This is a genomic window from Prevotellamassilia timonensis (assembly GCF_900106785.1).
GTDB classification, from domain to species: domain Bacteria; phylum Bacteroidota; class Bacteroidia; order Bacteroidales; family Bacteroidaceae; genus Alloprevotella; species Alloprevotella timonensis.
On record NZ_LT629844.1, the window covers coordinates 435,867 to 451,855 of the forward strand.

Genomic DNA, 15,989 nt, shown 5'->3' on the forward strand with positions numbered 1-15,989 from the left:
GCTGCTTAAGAAAGCAGACGTTTGGCAAAGATAGTAATATTTGTGCAAACTATGTGCAAAAGCTCGCCTTATAAATTGTGCACACACCCATATATTGTGCAGATATTGTACGGATATTGTGCAGATATCAAGAAATGACCAGGTTCACTCATTCACGATGTAGGCATCGGCCCGTGCCATTTTCTCGCTTTCGGAGAGTTGTAGGTCTATCCAGCTTTGTGCCTTTTGGGCACTGATGTGGTCGCGTGCCATCAGGCGCAGCAACTGCGTTTGCGCACTGACATGTACCAACACCGAATAGTCTACCAAGCGGTTAAATCCCGACTCGAAGAGTAAAGCGCACTCCATAAAAACGACCCCCGAAGCAGGCAGCTGCTGCAAGGCTTCAAGGGACAAGCACTTGCCGGGTGGTATGGGCAGGTTCGCATTGGTCGCGGACGGCTGTGCCGCACAGAACTGACCGAACGCCTGCGCCACACGGGGGTGGACAATGCGGTCGACTTGCTGCGAATAATGGCGCCCCTGGCACAGATAGGCCGCCAGCACCGGCTTGTTAAGCCCACCGTCGGCATCGTACACCTGTGGCCCTACCAAGGCACGCAACTCGTCCATCACATTAGGGTGCGTCCTGATGATACGCTTAGCTTCATCGTCGCAATAAAATATGCGGTGGCCAGCCTGCTCAAGCTGATGGCAAACATAACTTTTGCCACTGCCTATACCCCCCGTTATGCCGATGCGCAAGGGCAGTTCCGGGCTATTCGTTGTCTGTTTCATCTTCAGGAATTTCCTCTATTATATATTCAACATCTTGCGGCGATATGCGCACATGGCTTACACCGGTGGGCGTGGTTTTGAGCGAGAGGTGGCACACGTTAGTTTTGTTGCGCAACAACTCCTCATAGTTCACCACCAGCACAAAGTTTTCGCTCGTTATGCTGCGGTAAAGGCCCATGCCCACCTGGAAGGTGACATTGACCGTGGCGGGGAAGGTGCGCAACTGCTTTGACGCCGGGAAGTTGACTTGCTGCACGGGCACTTGCACTGTTTTTTCGACAAGGCGGTCGACACAGAAGGTGACACTGACCTTGTTGGGCACAAACTTGGCACCGCGCACGGGCATAAAAGGCGCACTGACACGTGTGGTGTCGGTCAGCCCATGCAGATTGAGGGGCTGGGTGTAGGCTGCTGTTATGGTGTCGAGCAACTCCTTGGCAGCATAGACTGTAACGGAATCTTGTCCCAACAGCATGTTGGCCAGCGAGAACAGGCGCCCGGCTCCCACCTTGCCCTGCATAACCACCGGCACACGTTTGCAAAGTCCGTAGTTGTAATAGAACTCGAGCGTGTCGGGTTTGATTGACACTATCTGTGTGCTGCCCACCAGCTGCGTGGCTATTTGACGCATGACTTCGGCCGTTTGCACTGCGCCATAACCATTATTGTTGCTATACGTTGTGAAGTCCACCACAATAGACTTGAACTTGTGAGTGTAGCGATAGGCAAGCAGCACACTGCCCTTGTCGCGCAACGACACGTGTACCACATTGGGCAGGTCGGTAGTGACCACCACATTGCCTGGCACATTACGCAATTCAATGGGTATGGCAAAATCCTCCTCGTAGGTTTCGTTAAGTGCTTGAAAGAGCCAGAAGGTGGTGCTGAGTACTAAAAAGAACAGGAAAATGAAAGTTTGCTTGTTCCATAGCCACGACAGCCATTTGCGCTGCAACCATTTGCGGCGCAGCTTGTCGGCATGGTGTGTATTGTTGGGTTGGTTGTTTGCCATGGTGTTTTTCTTGACAAGCAGGTGTATAGGTGACGCCTACTTAATCAAAAAGGCTTCGGCCCATGTTGCCATGCTGTGTGTTGACAACATGCTTATAACATTGGGGCGAAGCCTTTTTAATTGGGTGTATATGTGGGTTGGCAGAGCAGGTGGACTTGCTTGTCCCGTTAGAGAAAATCCGTCAACCAGTTTACTGTCTTACTTCTTGTTGTTTGTGGCAATAGGATTGATGGCTTCCTTGGCAAAAGTAATCTTTACGCCAGTAGCAACTTCGAGAGTCACGGTGCCTTCATCTTCGTTAATGGCCTTGACGGTACCATGTATGCCACCAATGGTTACGACGTCCTGGCCCACAGTCAGTGCATTGCGGAACTTCTGAATTTCTTTCTGCTTCTTGTTCTGCGGACGGATCATGAAGAAGTAAACAATGGCGAACAATACCACCATCATGATAATCATGCTCATGCCACCGCCTTGCTGGCCCTGGGCTGCTTGTAAAACAATTGCGTTCATTTTGTGTTAAGGGGTATGAATTAGTTTTTTATTTATCTGTACATTGTGCGTGCTTTGCAGGAGCCTGGACTCATACAAAACCGCAGTTGACAAGTTTACTTGTTGTCGGTCTCCTTCTTTACCTTGCGCTCGCGCACTTTGGTGATACGGCCTTCCTTGGCCAATTCTTTGACAATGCCGTCGAGCATGCCATTGATGTACGACGAACTGCGTGGTGTGCTGTACACCTTGGCAATGTCAAGATATTCGTTGAAGGTGACATTGAGGGGTATTGAGTCGAATGTGAGAATTTCGGCCAGGGCTATCTGCATGATAATCACATCCATGAAAGCCAAGCGGTTGAACTCCCAGTTTTTGGTGTGAGCACGGATAATGTCGCGCAATTCGGCTCCACGCTCAAGGGCAGCCTCAAAGAGTTTGCCAGCAAACAAGCGGTCCTCGTCGGCAGCATATTCGGGCAGGAGTTCTTGCTCGGGTGTGCTTTTCTCGTCAAAGCGCTTGATGGTTTTCATTACAAACGAGTCTACCACCTGCTTGTCGTCATTCCAATAAAGTGAGTGTTCCTCGAGCAAGGCGTCAAAGTCGTCATTGTTGCACACAAAAGTTTTGTAGAGTTTGCGCACCACTTCGCGGTCGGCCTCGTATGAGAAATCCTCCTTGGTGATGTACATCTCGTAAATGTCGCTTTCTACCATTTTGGCATAAAGTTTCTTTACGAAAGCGTCCTCCTCGGGCCATTGCCCTTTACGGTTCTCTCGATAGTCAATCAGAGCTTTGTTGTCGTCCAACTGGCAAAGCAACTTGTTGTCGGCAAACTGCTTGTCGGGTGATATGCCACCAACTGCGGCACCAGTACGTTTTTCGCGTGCCACGCGCACGGCGTCTTTACGTTCGGCGTGTTTTTTAAGTTCTACCAACAATGAGAGCAGGTATTGATAAAGGTCGTAGGCCTTCTGCAATGAGAAGTTGAGTTCCTTTTCGGCCATATCAATAGTTTTGCCTTCATTTTGATAATACGAATATACGAGCTGAACCACTTTCAGCCTTATCAGTTCTCTGTTGATCATAATCGTAAGGGTACCTATGTTTTCAAGGTGCAAAGATAGTGCAAGGCGAGTGAAGTCCAAAGCAAAAAACACTTTTTTTGATTTGGACTTCCGAGCCGCAGCCTATCTTCGCGAAGCAAAGTAGTGCAAGGCGAGTGAACTAACTTCGTCAATGCGTCACCCAATCAAATGACGTAACGCTTCGTTTTTCAACATGCGCCATTCAATGGTATAAAAGAGCGATGAAGTTAGGAAAAAACGCAAGCACTAATGGGGGCGACGCGTCTCGCGTCGGGAAAATAAAAAGGAAAGGCACCCCTCACTAAATAACAACTGCACTATCCCCGACGCGAGACGCGTCGCCCCCATTAGAGGTAGCGTTTGGTGCTTGAGACCGTTCGATTTGTACACAAATATTTGCTTCCTTTCCCGTCTGCCTACATATAAATGATTGTGTGTGATTTTTCTGCCATCTTACACTTTTCATGCGTAATAAGTTGATACACAGAACTTTCAAGAGTGTAAGATGATTTCAAAGTATCTTACACACCCCTGCATACATCTTACACACCTTACCCCACCGTCTTGCAGTCATTTTTGTCGTGTGCGGTGGATCATACGCCATAGGGACGTAGAGGAATCTGTCGGAGCAACAGACTTTTCTGCCCCCCTATGACGTAATATCCTCCTCCCGTGCTCGTACCGTGTGGCAGCATGTGGGGTGTGTAGGTTGCGTGTAGGTGAAATTTGTAGTATCTTACACTAAGTAAATTATTGATAACCAGTGAGTTGCAGTGTATTAGTGTAAGATGTAAGATGCTCGGCAAGTAAAGTTTTTGTAGTATGGTAAAGGTCCAAAGTACCACTTTTTCGTCGTGGACCTTTTGTATTTTATTGCTTTTCGGTGAAACGCAACCATGCGAACAAAGTCAAGCACAAAACGCAAGTACAAAACGCTACCTCTAATGGGGGCGACGCGTCTCGCGTCGGGCATTAAAGCAAGGGCTCACTAACAGACATGTAATTAGTGCTGAGCTTTTGTGCTTAGTGTATGAGCCTTTGCCTTAATGCCCGACGCGAGACGCGTCGCCCCCATTAGAGGTAGCGTTTTGTACTTGCGTTTAGTGGTAGCGTTTGGTGTAGCATTTTGTGGTAGCGCTTTTTTCAGACTTTGTCAATGCGTCACCCAATCAAATGACGCAACTCACTGATTTCCAATATGCGCTATGTGATGGCGCAGGAAAGTGATGAAGTCAGGACTTTTTTTGATTTGGACTTCCGAGTAATACTCCGAACGATGCTTCAAACTATGCTCAGAACGTTAGTTTGAGCGATGGTTTTGAACGGATATCTGGCAAAGAATGAGCCGAAAAACGCGTTCGCCCGTCATTTTGTAAACTATCTAACGAAATCAGACCACTTTTTACTGTCAAAATAACTTGCAACATGATGTATATCACAAAGAAAATACTATTTTTGCACTATACAATCACGTTTGGCATAAAATGCAATATGCCAGACGCGACACACATCATTACAAACATTAAATATTAACAGACATGTTAGCATTTATCAAATCAAATTATCAGATTGGCGACACCATTGAGGTCACCTGTTCGGAAGGCGTGATTGCCGGACAAATAGAGTATGTAAACAACAAATACATTGTTTTGCGCCAATCTAATGGAAAGGTCTGCGGCATTGCAGCCTCAGACATTCGTACTTTTACAGCGAACAGCCCGGTACCTATGATGCCCTGCAATGGCAAGCAAGTTACAGTTGAACCAACTGAAAGCGATGAAGACCTACAAACTGAGGACTTAAATAACGCAACTACCACTGACGCAGACATTCGCACCGACGCAGAGGAACGTCCACAAACATTGCGCGATGTACTTGGCGATGAAGCAGACAACATTCCATCGGCCGACAACCTGACCGGCGCGGCCCCCGTGGCTGAACCCAAAGTGGTGGGACACATCGACCTTGAACGACTGCAAGCTATCGACCCCCGAATGGGACGCAAAAAGTACTTTAAGTCTGATTACGCAGATAATGACGGGATAAATGCCTACAGCCAAACTAACGGATATAATGATTCGGGCGAACATGGTGTGGCACGCACGCCATACGTTGGCGCACGCGGACGCATCACTTACTACAATGCCATAAAGCGCTATGGCTTTATTCATGACTTTAACACCGAAAATGACCTTTACTTCTACATTCAGCAAATAGCCGAAGATGAATTGTGCAACGAACTGCACAAGGGTACAAAGGTTGTTTATTCTATCGGCAGAAACAACATGGGGCCTATTGCCACCTGCGTGCATCTGCCGCACACAGTTGAGGACACGCTGGCCATAGCCGACGACCAAATTGACGCACGCCACTATTATCTGGCCAAGGGGCTTATTGAACATGTGCTTGAACTCTTCCCCGACAATGCCGAAGCCAAAGACATGCTTGAGGTGGTGAAGGACAAACTGCCGGCACCATCGGCCTACAACAACACTACGCCCGATGGTATACAAACCTACAAGCCCTGCGCCACCTACGCGCATGCCAAACGTGCTTACCTTAACAAGGAATACGACAAGGCTGAAGAACTTTACACCAAGGCTCTGACCAATGGCGAACGCCCCGAAAGCTGTGTAAAGGACCTCGTTACCTTGTACGTTTCACGCTACAAACAGGCTGAAACTGAGACAGAGAAGGAGGCTGCCCGCCACAAGGCCAAGGAGTTTATGAGTGCACACCGCGACCAACTGACCGACTCACTCACTACCAAGCAATTCTTGGCGCTTAACTATTACTTGCCCATTCAGGCCTACGACGAGTTCATTGCTACTGTAGACAGCATCATGACCGACCCGCAAGTGGCCAACTCGGTTGCAAGAAAAGTGTTTTACATGTGGCAAAAAGCCATTTCGCTCAACAAACTCGGCCGTACCGACGAGGCTTTGGAGCTGATTGAGAAGGGACTGGAACTGGCGCCGTTTAATCGCCAACTGATCAACTTGCATGAGAATATTCTGCACCCTGAAACGGGTGACGCCCCCACACAAGCAACAGACAATGTGGTTAACGACGAAGCGAATGCTGCCACGGAAGCTGAAACTGACAAAGTGGCTGCCGACAACACGGAGGACAGCAAAGAAAATGCTGATAATTCAGGTGATGACGACGCTGCATCTGACAACGACAGCCCGATAAGCACAGCCTCAGCACCTTGGTGGGGGAACAACTAAAAACACCCACTGCGTGGACGAAACTCGCAAACAAGTTGACGAGTTGATATTTCTGTCCGTAAGACAATAACATAGAAAACCTATCCGCAATGCCTGCAACCAGGCGTTGCGGATATTTTTTTCGGGAAAAGCGCCCCCCCCATTAAAGGTTGCGTTTGGGGCTTGAATCCGTTCGCATGTTTACGCTTCACCAAAAAGCAATAATTAACTCGAGTTTATTATTTCGTTATACCGCTGTCTGGTAAAACGTAAACATGCTAACGGACTGTAATATTTGTATGTCAGCACCTGTTGATGTGTTTCGCGTCGGAGTCTTTTTCAGCAGTCTCGTGACGAGGCTGCTGAAAAAGACCCGACGCGAGACGCGTCGCCCCCATTAGAGATCGCGTTTTGTGCTTGCGCCTGGCGGTAGCGTTTTGTGCTTGAAGAAACGCTAGCTCTAATGGGGGCGACGCGTCCCGCGTCGGGAAAATAAAAAGAAAAGACACCCCCACTAAATAACTGCTGCACTATCCCGCGGGACACGCCCCCATAAGATGTTGCATTTGATGCTTGAGGCTGTTTGTTTACGTTTCATCGGACAGCTATATTCTGCAATTCATACTCCGCCTTACAGCACAATGTTTATGTTTCACCGTACAACAATAATTCGCAAACAAAATAAGCGGGAGGAAAACGCCTGATGTGGTTTCCCTCCCGCTTAATATAGGGGTTTGTAAGACTTACGTCATTACGTTGTGATTATTAGAACTCGTAGCGACGATCCTTCATATTAGAGTTGTGGAGCAACAGATAGTTGAATGTAGCCTGGTAAGCACGCTGACCGTTCATCTGGGCTATCTGAGCCATTTCGGCCTGAGCGTTGAACTTGTCGGCAGTCTTGCTCTGGGCAGTAACCTTGAACACGTAAACTGCACCTGCACCCTGTACAAGGCCAGAGAACTTGTTTACGGCAGTCTTGGCAATGGCACCTGCGAGCTTGGGCTCGGGCACGTTTACACCATTTACGGTGGGGTAGCCGGCCATTGTCTGGTTGGTAAGTGTGGCAATCACATTGCCTTTGAGCTTCTGCATGTCAGACACAGTCTTAACATTCTTGGCCATAGCCATAGCCTTTTCAGCCTTCTTTTGCTGCTTGACAACCTGTGTGAGGAAGTCCTTAACCTGCTTGTTGTCCCAAGGCAAGTAGCCCTTGTCGTTGGTGGCTGTAACGCAGGCTACAATAAGGTGGTCGCCGTTGCGGCCGCACTCGTAGAGCTTTGAAACCTCTCCGGCCTTGGCCTCGTCGAAAATCCAACGTGCGCAATCCTTTGCACCGCTGCCGCCAATGCGTGAGGCAATGACGTTTTGAAGGGGTGAGTAGCCGGGCAGGTCGGTTATCATGTAGCCGCTCTTGGCAGCATTCTTTTCGATAGAGGCAACGTCCTTGTTCTGAGCCAAGAAGCGGTTGAAGCGGCTAAGCTCGTCCTCGTAAGTCTTCTTTGAGAAGTTGAGGGGGCACTTAACGATTGCCACATTGTACTTTGTAACCATCTTTTTGCGGTCGAGCACCTGTACAACGGCTGCGCCCTGATCGTTAGAGATAACTTGTGCGCTGTGTGCACCAATCTTGTAGAGCTGACTCAGGTAAGAGGTGCTCTCTTCCTGCATGCCGAATGATTCGTACTGGTTAGAAGAAATCCAAACAGAGTCAGAGGGCTGACCGTATTTCTTGGCCAGTTCGGCAAATGAGGCACCAGCGTTCAGGGCGTTCAGTATAGAGTCGGCCTGTGCCTTACGCTCAGCGGGGTCGGCTTTGGTTGATGCTATCTGACGGTAGAGAATAGAGTCGGGTGCTTCTTCCTTGCCAATGAGTTTGATGGTGTTGATGGTGTTGTCCTGTGCATTGTAGTATGTGGGCTTAACGCTGCCAACTGCCATAGAGTCGAGGGCGGCAACCACATCGGGCATGCTTTGGAAGGCCTGCTTGCTGAGTGCAAGGTTAGAGTATTGTGCGGCAGAGTTTGACGAACGTACGATGTTGGCCACGTCACCGCCATTTTGCAACTGCTGCTGGAAACCTTGTACCTTTTTGGTGAGTTCGGCACGGTCTGAGGCACTTGCCACTACATTGACATCGATTAACTTGATGTCGCGAGTCTCGACGGGTGAGTAGAAGTTGTCCTTGAACTCGTCATAGGCTTTCTTCAAATCGTCGTCTGAAACTTGAATGCCCTTGTCGTCGATAGCAGAATAGGGGAGTGCTGCAATTTCGATATTCTTTTGAATGTTGCGCTCGTCAAAGTTCTCTTTAGCGGCAATGGGGTTAGAAACGAAGCCCATTGCGAAGAGCATGCTGAATTTGTTAGAGAGCAATTCGTCGCGGAGCTGTTTTTCGGTGTAATCCCAAAGCTTCTTAACCATTTGTATTTGCTCTACAGCATCAGCGTTTTGTGCTTGTTGAGCCTGTGCAAGGGTCTTGTTGTAGTTCTTCATGAAGTCCTGCAGGCTCTGAAGGTCGAATCTGCCTGTCTGCTGGTTGCGGAAGAACATGGTCATCATTTGCAGGCTTTGTGCATCGCCTTGGCGCAGTGCTTCCTGCACTTCGCCATCGGTTACGAAGAGGCCGAGCTTGTCGCACTCGTGCTCTATCATGCTTTTTTGTACAAACTGCTGCCAAACCTGCTCGCGGATTTGTTCTGTTTGCTGGTCGTTGAGGGTGCCGTCCTGCCCCTGCATACGCATTTGCATTTTGGCTACTTCGCTTTGCTCATCCACCATTTGCTGGAAATCTTGAATGTTGAGCTTTTCGCCGTACACCTCGCCTACAATGTTTCTGTCCATGTTGGAGGTAGTTTCCAACGAGCGGAAGAATTCTTCGGCAATGAAGGCAAAGAGGGCCAGGCCCAATGCGCCTACAAGCAGTGCACCTTTGCTTCTGATTGATTGTAATGCTGCCATTTAAGTTGTTAGTTATTATATTGTTTTATTATTATTTGCAGTATACATAATTTCGGGCAAAGTTAGGTAAAAAAAAGCACTTACGGAGGGGTAAGTGCCTTTAATTTTGAGTTGTTTGCCTATAAGTGTGTGCAAGGTTTGTGTTAATAAGTAGGTGTTCAAAATTATTTTATATAATCAGTAGGTGTCATTTTCACATTGAAAGCACATTCTCGAGGTACATCTGTTCCCTTCGGCCTCGGTCACATAGCCCGCTATGCTCCCTCACCCGAAGGAAACATCTGCACCCCGATAATGCACTTTCAATGTAAAAATAATTTTGAACACCTACTTATTGTGTATTAAGTATCTTGCAGTTGCTTAGTTATAGTTATTCGCGTCGTGTTTTGGGGTGGCTCACGGGTGCGTCGCGCTTGGGTTGTTGCGTGCTGTCGGCCTGTGTCTGGCCGCCTTTGTCGGAGGCGTTAGGTTGTGGCTGTTGTGGTCCTGCAACGTCGCCCATTGGCATGAAGCCGCGCGATTGACGTATGTGGTATTGTGTGGGGTGCCCGTTCTGCATGGTGGCGCGGAACCATGTGCCTTCAATTTCCTGTTGTGGCTGTTTGAGTATGGTGTGCACGTTCGATGCCATTTCGCCCGTCTGCATGTTCCAATATAGCTCTTGGGTTCGCAGGTGGCTTTGCGATGTTTTGTCGTCGATTACAACGTTGCCGCGCAGTTTCCACACGTTTTGGTTATAAAGCCAGGCGCTGTCGGCGGCGAAGCGCAGGTCGACCTTGAACTTGTTGTCGTAGCGCTCGAGGAAGAGCCCTTTGGGGAACTCCCAGCGCGGTGGTGTGGTTTTGTCGTAAATGCGCCATTCCTCGGCTATGATTTTGTAGCGCACCACGCCCGAGTCGGTAATGAGTTTCGACACGCCATAGGTGGTCATTACCGGCAGTGAGTCGCGTCCTGTTACGGTGTTGCCCATAGGGGGCGCGTCGTTGGTGCACGACAGTGGCACGGCCAGCATGGTTAATAATGCTGCGACGTGCCACTTGTGCAATAATGTGATAAATGCTTTGTACATAGGTGTAGTGAGCCAGCGGGCGGTTAGTCAACCTTCCACTTCATGAACCAACGCTCGTTGAAGGTCAGTCCGATGCTGAAGCGAATGTAGTTTTCGGTAATCATGCCGGCCGTTTTGGGCTTGACGTGCTCGTATTGCACAGAGAAGTTTATGAGGCTGCGGCTGTTGTAGGCATTCATGATGGGCAGTGCCACGCCAAGGGCTGCCAAAAAGTCGTGCGGGCCATCATTGCCGTTGATTTTGGCATACGATGTGGCGTATGACAAACCAGCGCGGTAGCGCACGCGTTGGCGCCAGCGCATTCCCTCGGGGTTGGGTATGTACTCTGCACCTACGCTAACTTTGTGCATGTCGGCAAAGAAGCCCTTTTGTGTGACATACGTTTGTGAATTGTCGGCGAGTGTCACCACGTCGGGGTATTTTACGTTGCTCCACTTTTGAAAGGTGTAGTCGGCTCCCACACGCAGGGAGTTGTTGTGTGCCCAAGTCAAACCCACGCCGAATGTGTGGGGCAACTGAAATGCGTTGCGGCAGTTGAGTGTGTCGCCGCTGATAACCGTGCCTGATTGTATGCGTTGGTTGTAGAACGCGGCGCTGCGGTTGACATCGTGTCCTAAGCCATAGGTCACACCCAGTGTGAGCTTGTTCTTGCTATTGATGCGCTGCTCGTATTGCAAACCAAAATCAACCTTGTAGGTGCGAATGTCGGCCGAGTAGGTCTGGCGTGTGCTTGGTGTCGAGCTGTTGGTGGTGCCCGATACGTTCATTACCGATTTATGCTCAATGTCGCCCCACAAGTATCCCAGGTTGACACCCACGGAAAGTGGTTTTATTGGTGCCCAACCGATGCCGGCATATACCTCGTGCAAGCCACCATCACCCGAAAAGGTGTTGGTCTGTTCAATTTGTGAATAGCCGTCTTGTGAAAGACTTGACTTGGTGCTTGTTATTTCGTAGCCAATGGTGCTGTATGGCACAAGGCCGATAGACATGCCAAGACGTGGCGCCATGCGGAACCCGGTTGTGATGTAATCAACAGAGGTGTTTTTGGCATTGGTCTTTGTGCCATTTTGTGAGAAATTGCCGTTTTGTAATGACACCCCCACGTCGAAAAGGAATGACAGCGAGTCGATAGCAGCATACGAGGCAGGGTTTTTTGTGTTGAGTTCGGTGCCGTTGCGCATACCGTATGCGGTTCCGGCCATACCCTTGTTGAAGGCATTGCCTCCGTCGCCCAACAAGCCGAAGCCATAACGCGAGTAGGGTGAGTTGCTGCCATTGGTTTGTGCCAATGCGCCGAGCGGCATCACCGCCAGGGCTGCGGCAGCCAGGTATTTGTGGAGTGTTGTCATCTTTGTTGATATTGTAAAATACAATTCAGCCCTATTTCGACCAGGGCGTCATTGCGTTCGACTTCAGTTTCTTGTGCAAAGCGGTAGCCGTTGCCTCCTGTCAGAAAAATGCGTGCATCGGGTTTGCGGCGCATCATGGTGCGTATGTATCCCGTTATTTCGTAATCCATGCCTTGCAGCACCCCGGCGCGTATGGCATTGATGGTGTTGCTGCCAATGCGTTCTATTTCGCCGTCGGCATTGACAAGTGGCAGACGCGCTGTTTGCTCGTGCAGTGCACGAAGGCGCATGCCCAATCCAGGTGAGATGTTCCCGCCCAGATAGTGGCCTTCGGCGCTGACATAGTCGTATGTAATGCAGGTGCCGGCATCGACAATCAACAGGTCGTGCCCTTTGCAGCAGTATGCCGCTCCCACTGCAGCAGCCAGTCTGTCGGCACCGAGTGTTTCGGGCGAGGCGTAGTCGCACACAAGTGGGGTGGGGGTGCAGCCCGTAACTTGTACCGTGAAAGGCACCAGTTGGCGTATGGCGTCGGCCACTTCGGGTCTGGGGCGTCCCACCGACGAAAAGGCGCAGGCATCTATTTTATATTCATCTGCTATCATGGCAATGTTGTTGGCCAGGTCGTCGCCCAGCCTTTTACGCATCACCATATTGTCGCCATCGAACACGGCGGCTTTGGCAGAGGAATTGCCAATGTCTACTATTAAATTCATATATTGTTTTGTAATCAAGGGGCAAAGTTAGTGCAAGGCGAGCGCAATACAAAACGAAAGTCTTAAAACTTTCGTTTTTATTGCCGAGCCGCCGCCTAACTTGCACAAAGTGAAAGTGTGCAAGGCGAGCGCAATACAAAACGAAAAACTTAAAACTTTCGTTTTTATTGCCGAGCCGCCGCCAAACTTGTACAAAGTGAAAGTGTGCAAGGCGAGCGCAATACGAATTAATACAAAAGGGAAAAACTTAAAACTTTCGTTTTTAATGCCGAGTCGCCGCCAAACTTGCACAAAGTGAAAGTGTGCAAGGCGCAACATATTTGGGGCAAAGTTAATGCAAAGCAAATTGTTGCTGTCCGGCAAAACACAAAAAAACATTATTGTTGTCAGGTAAAACATAAACACAAGAACGTACTCAAGCACCAAACGCTACCTCTAATGGGGGCGACGCGTCCCGCGTCGGGGCATTTTTCAGCAGCCCCGTCTTGTGTGGGAATTATGGCAAGGGCTCACAGATAGAAGTGTAATTAGTGCTGTCTGTGAGCCTTTGTCTTTATGCCCGATGCGGGACGCGTCGCCCCCATTAGAGGTAGCGTTTGCTGCTTGAGACGCTTTACCCATACTGCAATAAAAGTAAATGCAGCGCAAAGCAAAAAACATTGTTTCGCTTTGCGCTGCATACATATATATAGTATGTCAATTACTGAAAGTAGACCCTCTTGACGCGGTTGCTCACAGAGGTAAGCACCTCGTAGGGTATGGTGTCAAGTTTGTCAGACAGTACGGTTACAGGCAGGTTGTCGCCAAAGATCTCAACCGTGTCACCCTCCTTGCAGTCAATGCCCGTCACGTCGATCATGCACACGTCCATGCAGATGTTGCCAATGTACGGAGCTTTCTGCCCGTTAACCAGGCAGTAGCCGTTACGGTTGCCAAGGTGACGGTTCAAACCATCGGCATAGCCAATGGGTATGGCGGCAATGCGCGAATCGCGTTCGACAAATGAACGGCGCGAATAGCCGATGCTGTCGCCCTTGGGCACATTACGTATTTGCAAGATGGTGGTGCGCAGTGAGGTGACGTTGTGCAGGCGGCGGTTGTCAATGGGGTCGATGCCATAAAGGCCGAGGCCGAGGCGTACCATGTCGAGGTGGCGCTCGGGAAAGCGCTCGATGCCGGCACTGTTGCAAATGTGGCGCAATATTTTGTTGGGGAAGGCGCGTTGCAACTGTTGCGAAGCCTCGTCAAAAAGTTGGAACTGACGTGCCGAGAACTCGTCAAAGTCGGGAGAGTCAGAACCTACGAAATGAGAGAATACTGAGCGGGGCACAATGGCCGACTGGCGTTTGAGACGCTCAATGATTTGTGGCACGTCCTTGAGCGGGTTGAAGCCAAGACGGTGCATGCCGGTGTCAAGCTTGATGTGTACGGGGAAACCCTGTATGCCTTGCTTCTCGGCTGCGTGTACCAGGGCGTCGAGCAGTTTGAAACTGTATACTTCGGGCTCAAGGTCGTATTGGAAAAGCGTGTTGAATGCCGTCATTTCAGGATTCATCACAATAATGCCTGTTGTGATGCCGGCGCGTCGCAAGTCGGCTCCTTCGTCGGCCACGGCTACGGCAAGGTAGTCTACGCCGCGGTCTTGCAGAGTTTTGGCTATTTCAACCGAACCCGCTCCGTATGCCGAGGCTTTGACCATGCAGGTGATTTTTGTCTCGGGTTTCATGAACGAACGGTAGAAATTGAGATTCTCGGCAATGGCTTCGAGATTGACATCGAGTGTGGTTTCGTGCACACGCAATGACAATGCTGCCGTAATTTGCTCAAAGCCGAATTTGCGTGAGCCCTTTATCAGCACCATTTCATTGCTCATGGTGTCGAGCAGTCCGCTCTCGGTTAAAGCGTCACTTGTGGGAAAGAACACCTTTTTGACGTTAAATAGAGCGTGTGCAGCAGATATTTCGGGGCCAACGCCTATCAATCGGTCTATGCCGCGGCGCTCTATCATGTCGGCCACCTGGGTGTAGAGTTCGGTGGTGGGCAGTCCGGTTTGCAGAATGTCAGACAAGATGAGCGTTTTAGGCTTGTTGCCTTGTTCCGGACGGCGGTTCATGAAGTCGAGCGCAATGTCGAGCGAGGTGACGTCGGAGTTGTAAGTGTCGTTGATGAGGGTGCAGCCTCTTACGCCTTGCATCACTTCGAGGCGCATGGCCACGGGTTCGAGTTGCGCCATGCGCTGTGCTATGTCGGCGGGCTGCAGGTGTAGGTAAAGGCATACGGCAAGGCAGTGAATGCTGTCTTGCACAGAGGCATCGTCGGTAAAGGGAATGCTCATGCTGTTTTCAACACCCAAAAACCGGTAAACGATATCCGTGTGGTCGGCCTTCTTGGTGATGCTGCGTATGTAGAGCGTGGCATCGGTATTGCTGGTAGACCATGCGATGGTGTCGCCTGTGTAGAGTGACACCGCCATGCACTCGCTGATGACGGCATCGTCGGCGCAGTAAACAATCACGTCAGCGTCTTTGAAGAGCGAAATCTTTTCAAGGCACTTCTCTTGTATAGTGGCAAAGTTCTCTTGATGGGCAGGCCCGATGTTGGTCATTACACCAATGGTGGGTTGTATGATGGCCTTGAGTGCTGCCATCTCGCCGGGCTGTGATATGCCGGCCTCAAATACTCCGACCTGTGTGTGCTCGTTGAGCAGCCATACGCTGAGCGGTACGCCCACTTGCGAGTTGTAAGAGCGTGGTGAGCGTGTGACATGCATGGAGGGTGACAATAATTGGTAGAGCCACTCTTTGACCACAGTTTTGCCATTAGAGCCGGTCACGCCGATTATGGGCAGGTCGTATTCCTCGCGGTGGCGCTCGGCCAGGCGCTGCAAAGCCTTGAGCGGGCTTACTACCAACAAGAAGTTGGCATCGGGATAGTTCGTTTCGTAATTGGCTGGCACATTGCCTACAACAAAGTTGCGTACGCCGCGGCGGTATAGTTCGGGTATGTAGTGGTGTCCGTCGCCTAATTTTGTACGAATGGCAAAGAACAACGTGGTCTCTGCAAAGGCCAATGAGCGGCTGTCGGTCAGCAGCCAGTCAATGCACGCTTCGGCTGAGCCAAAGCGGCGTGCGCCAATCAAGGCGGTAATATTATCGATGGTGTAATGCATATATCTTAATCAATAAGTGCAGTATGGTTGCATTTTAGGGAAGAAGCTGAATAGGTGTTATCAGACCGTAGGAGGCAATGTGTGTGCAGCGGGTGTGTTGCAGCACATGGCTTGAATGATGTAATAGAAGTCGGTTTGTAGCAA

Annotated in this window: 11 protein-coding genes; 1 reads left to right on the forward strand and 10 read right to left on the reverse strand. The window is 49.9% G+C overall.

Translation table 11 applies throughout. The annotated features are described in order from the left end of the window. Window positions 1-144 precede the first annotated feature (144 nt). The 4 genes from BQ5453_RS07415 to BQ5453_RS07430 form a co-directional block, all read right to left on the reverse strand. Entirely contained in the window at window positions 145-777 is a 633-nt protein-coding gene (locus BQ5453_RS07415) for a dephospho-CoA kinase (RefSeq protein ID WP_071122693.1), read from the reverse strand. Then, complete coding sequence (locus tag BQ5453_RS07420) at window positions 758-1,789, reverse strand: CdaR family protein (RefSeq protein ID WP_071122694.1); 1,032 nt, start codon at window positions 1,787-1,789, stop codon at window positions 758-760. Before BQ5453_RS07420 ends, BQ5453_RS07415 begins: the two co-directional genes overlap by 20 nt. Window positions 1,790-1,987: 198 nt before the next feature. Then, on the reverse strand, window positions 1,988-2,302 hold the full coding sequence (gene yajC, locus BQ5453_RS07425; protein ID WP_071122695.1) for a preprotein translocase subunit YajC: 315 nt from the start codon (window positions 2,300-2,302) through the stop codon (window positions 1,988-1,990). A 95-nt stretch (window positions 2,303-2,397) separates the two neighbouring features. Continuing rightward, the gene (locus tag BQ5453_RS07430) at window positions 2,398-3,369 is read right to left on the reverse strand and encodes a transcription antitermination protein NusB (RefSeq protein WP_022101070.1); all 972 of its coding nucleotides are present in this window, start codon (window positions 3,367-3,369) and stop codon (window positions 2,398-2,400) included. A 1,538-nt stretch (window positions 3,370-4,907) separates the two neighbouring features. On the opposite strand from BQ5453_RS07430, the gene BQ5453_RS07435 reads away from it, so the two are divergent. Beyond that, window positions 4,908-6,599 (forward strand): cold shock domain-containing protein, encoded by a 1,692-nt coding sequence (locus BQ5453_RS07435; RefSeq protein ID WP_071122696.1) that lies wholly within the window; start codon window positions 4,908-4,910, stop codon window positions 6,597-6,599. Window positions 6,600-7,343: 744 nt separating this feature from the next. Here BQ5453_RS07435 and BQ5453_RS07440 read toward each other — a convergent pair. The 6 genes from BQ5453_RS07440 to BQ5453_RS07465 form a co-directional block, all read right to left on the reverse strand. Then, window positions 7,344-9,539, reverse strand: a complete 2,196-nt coding sequence (locus BQ5453_RS07440; RefSeq protein ID WP_071122697.1) for a peptidylprolyl isomerase — start codon at window positions 9,537-9,539, stop codon at window positions 7,344-7,346. Window positions 9,540-9,909: 370 nt separating this feature from the next. Continuing rightward, on the reverse strand, window positions 9,910-10,608 hold the full coding sequence (lptC, locus tag BQ5453_RS07445) for an LPS export ABC transporter periplasmic protein LptC (protein WP_235860048.1): 699 nt from the start codon (window positions 10,606-10,608) through the stop codon (window positions 9,910-9,912). 23 nt (window positions 10,609-10,631) lie between these two features. Beyond that, a complete protein-coding gene (locus BQ5453_RS07450) occupies window positions 10,632-11,960 on the reverse strand; it encodes a BamG family beta-barrel-assembly machinery protein (protein WP_071122699.1) in 1,329 nt (442 codons plus the stop codon). Next, window positions 11,957-12,676 (reverse strand): type III pantothenate kinase, encoded by a 720-nt coding sequence (locus BQ5453_RS07455; protein WP_022102505.1) that lies wholly within the window; start codon window positions 12,674-12,676, stop codon window positions 11,957-11,959. The genes BQ5453_RS07450 and BQ5453_RS07455 overlap by 4 nt, the downstream gene beginning before the upstream one ends. A 27-nt stretch (window positions 12,677-12,703) precedes the next feature. Further along, window positions 12,704-13,075: a hypothetical protein gene (locus BQ5453_RS07460; RefSeq protein WP_143033331.1), complete on the reverse strand. Its 372-nt coding sequence runs from the start codon at window positions 13,073-13,075 to the stop codon at window positions 12,704-12,706. Between the two features lie 301 nt (window positions 13,076-13,376). Continuing rightward, window positions 13,377-15,845 carry a bifunctional UDP-N-acetylmuramoyl-tripeptide:D-alanyl-D-alanine ligase/alanine racemase gene (locus BQ5453_RS07465; RefSeq protein WP_071122701.1) on the reverse strand — a complete coding sequence of 823 codons (2,469 nt, stop codon included), beginning with the start codon at window positions 15,843-15,845 and terminating at the stop codon, window positions 13,377-13,379. Between the last annotated feature and the right edge of the window lie 144 nt (window positions 15,846-15,989).

What these genes read in the sequence shown, in the direction of transcription:
- BQ5453_RS07455 (WP_022102505.1), bottom strand. Translation starts at nt 12,676, where the DNA reads ATGAATTTAATAGTAGACATTGGCAATTCCTCTGCCAAAGCCGCCGTG.
- BQ5453_RS07420 (WP_071122694.1), bottom strand. Translation starts at nt 1,789, where the DNA reads ATGGCAAACAACCAACCCAACAATACACACCATGCCGACAAGCTGCGC.
- yajC (WP_071122695.1), bottom strand. Translation starts at nt 2,302, where the DNA reads ATGAACGCAATTGTTTTACAAGCAGCCCAGGGCCAGCAAGGCGGTGGC.
- BQ5453_RS07430 (WP_022101070.1), bottom strand. Translation starts at nt 3,369, where the DNA reads ATGATCAACAGAGAACTGATAAGGCTGAAAGTGGTTCAGCTCGTATAT.
- BQ5453_RS07460 (WP_143033331.1), bottom strand. Translation starts at nt 13,075, where the DNA reads ATGTTTTACCTGACAACAATAATGTTTTTTTGTGTTTTGCCGGACAGC.
- BQ5453_RS07415 (WP_071122693.1), bottom strand. Translation starts at nt 777, where the DNA reads ATGAAACAGACAACGAATAGCCCGGAACTGCCCTTGCGCATCGGCATA.
- BQ5453_RS07450 (WP_071122699.1), bottom strand. Translation starts at nt 11,960, where the DNA reads ATGACAACACTCCACAAATACCTGGCTGCCGCAGCCCTGGCGGTGATG.
- BQ5453_RS07435 (WP_071122696.1), top strand. Translation starts at nt 4,908, where the DNA reads ATGTTAGCATTTATCAAATCAAATTATCAGATTGGCGACACCATTGAG.
- BQ5453_RS07465 (WP_071122701.1), bottom strand. Translation starts at nt 15,845, where the DNA reads ATGCATTACACCATCGATAATATTACCGCCTTGATTGGCGCACGCCGC.
- lptC (WP_235860048.1), bottom strand. Translation starts at nt 10,608, where the DNA reads ATGTACAAAGCATTTATCACATTATTGCACAAGTGGCACGTCGCAGCA.
- BQ5453_RS07440 (WP_071122697.1), bottom strand. Translation starts at nt 9,539, where the DNA reads ATGGCAGCATTACAATCAATCAGAAGCAAAGGTGCACTGCTTGTAGGC.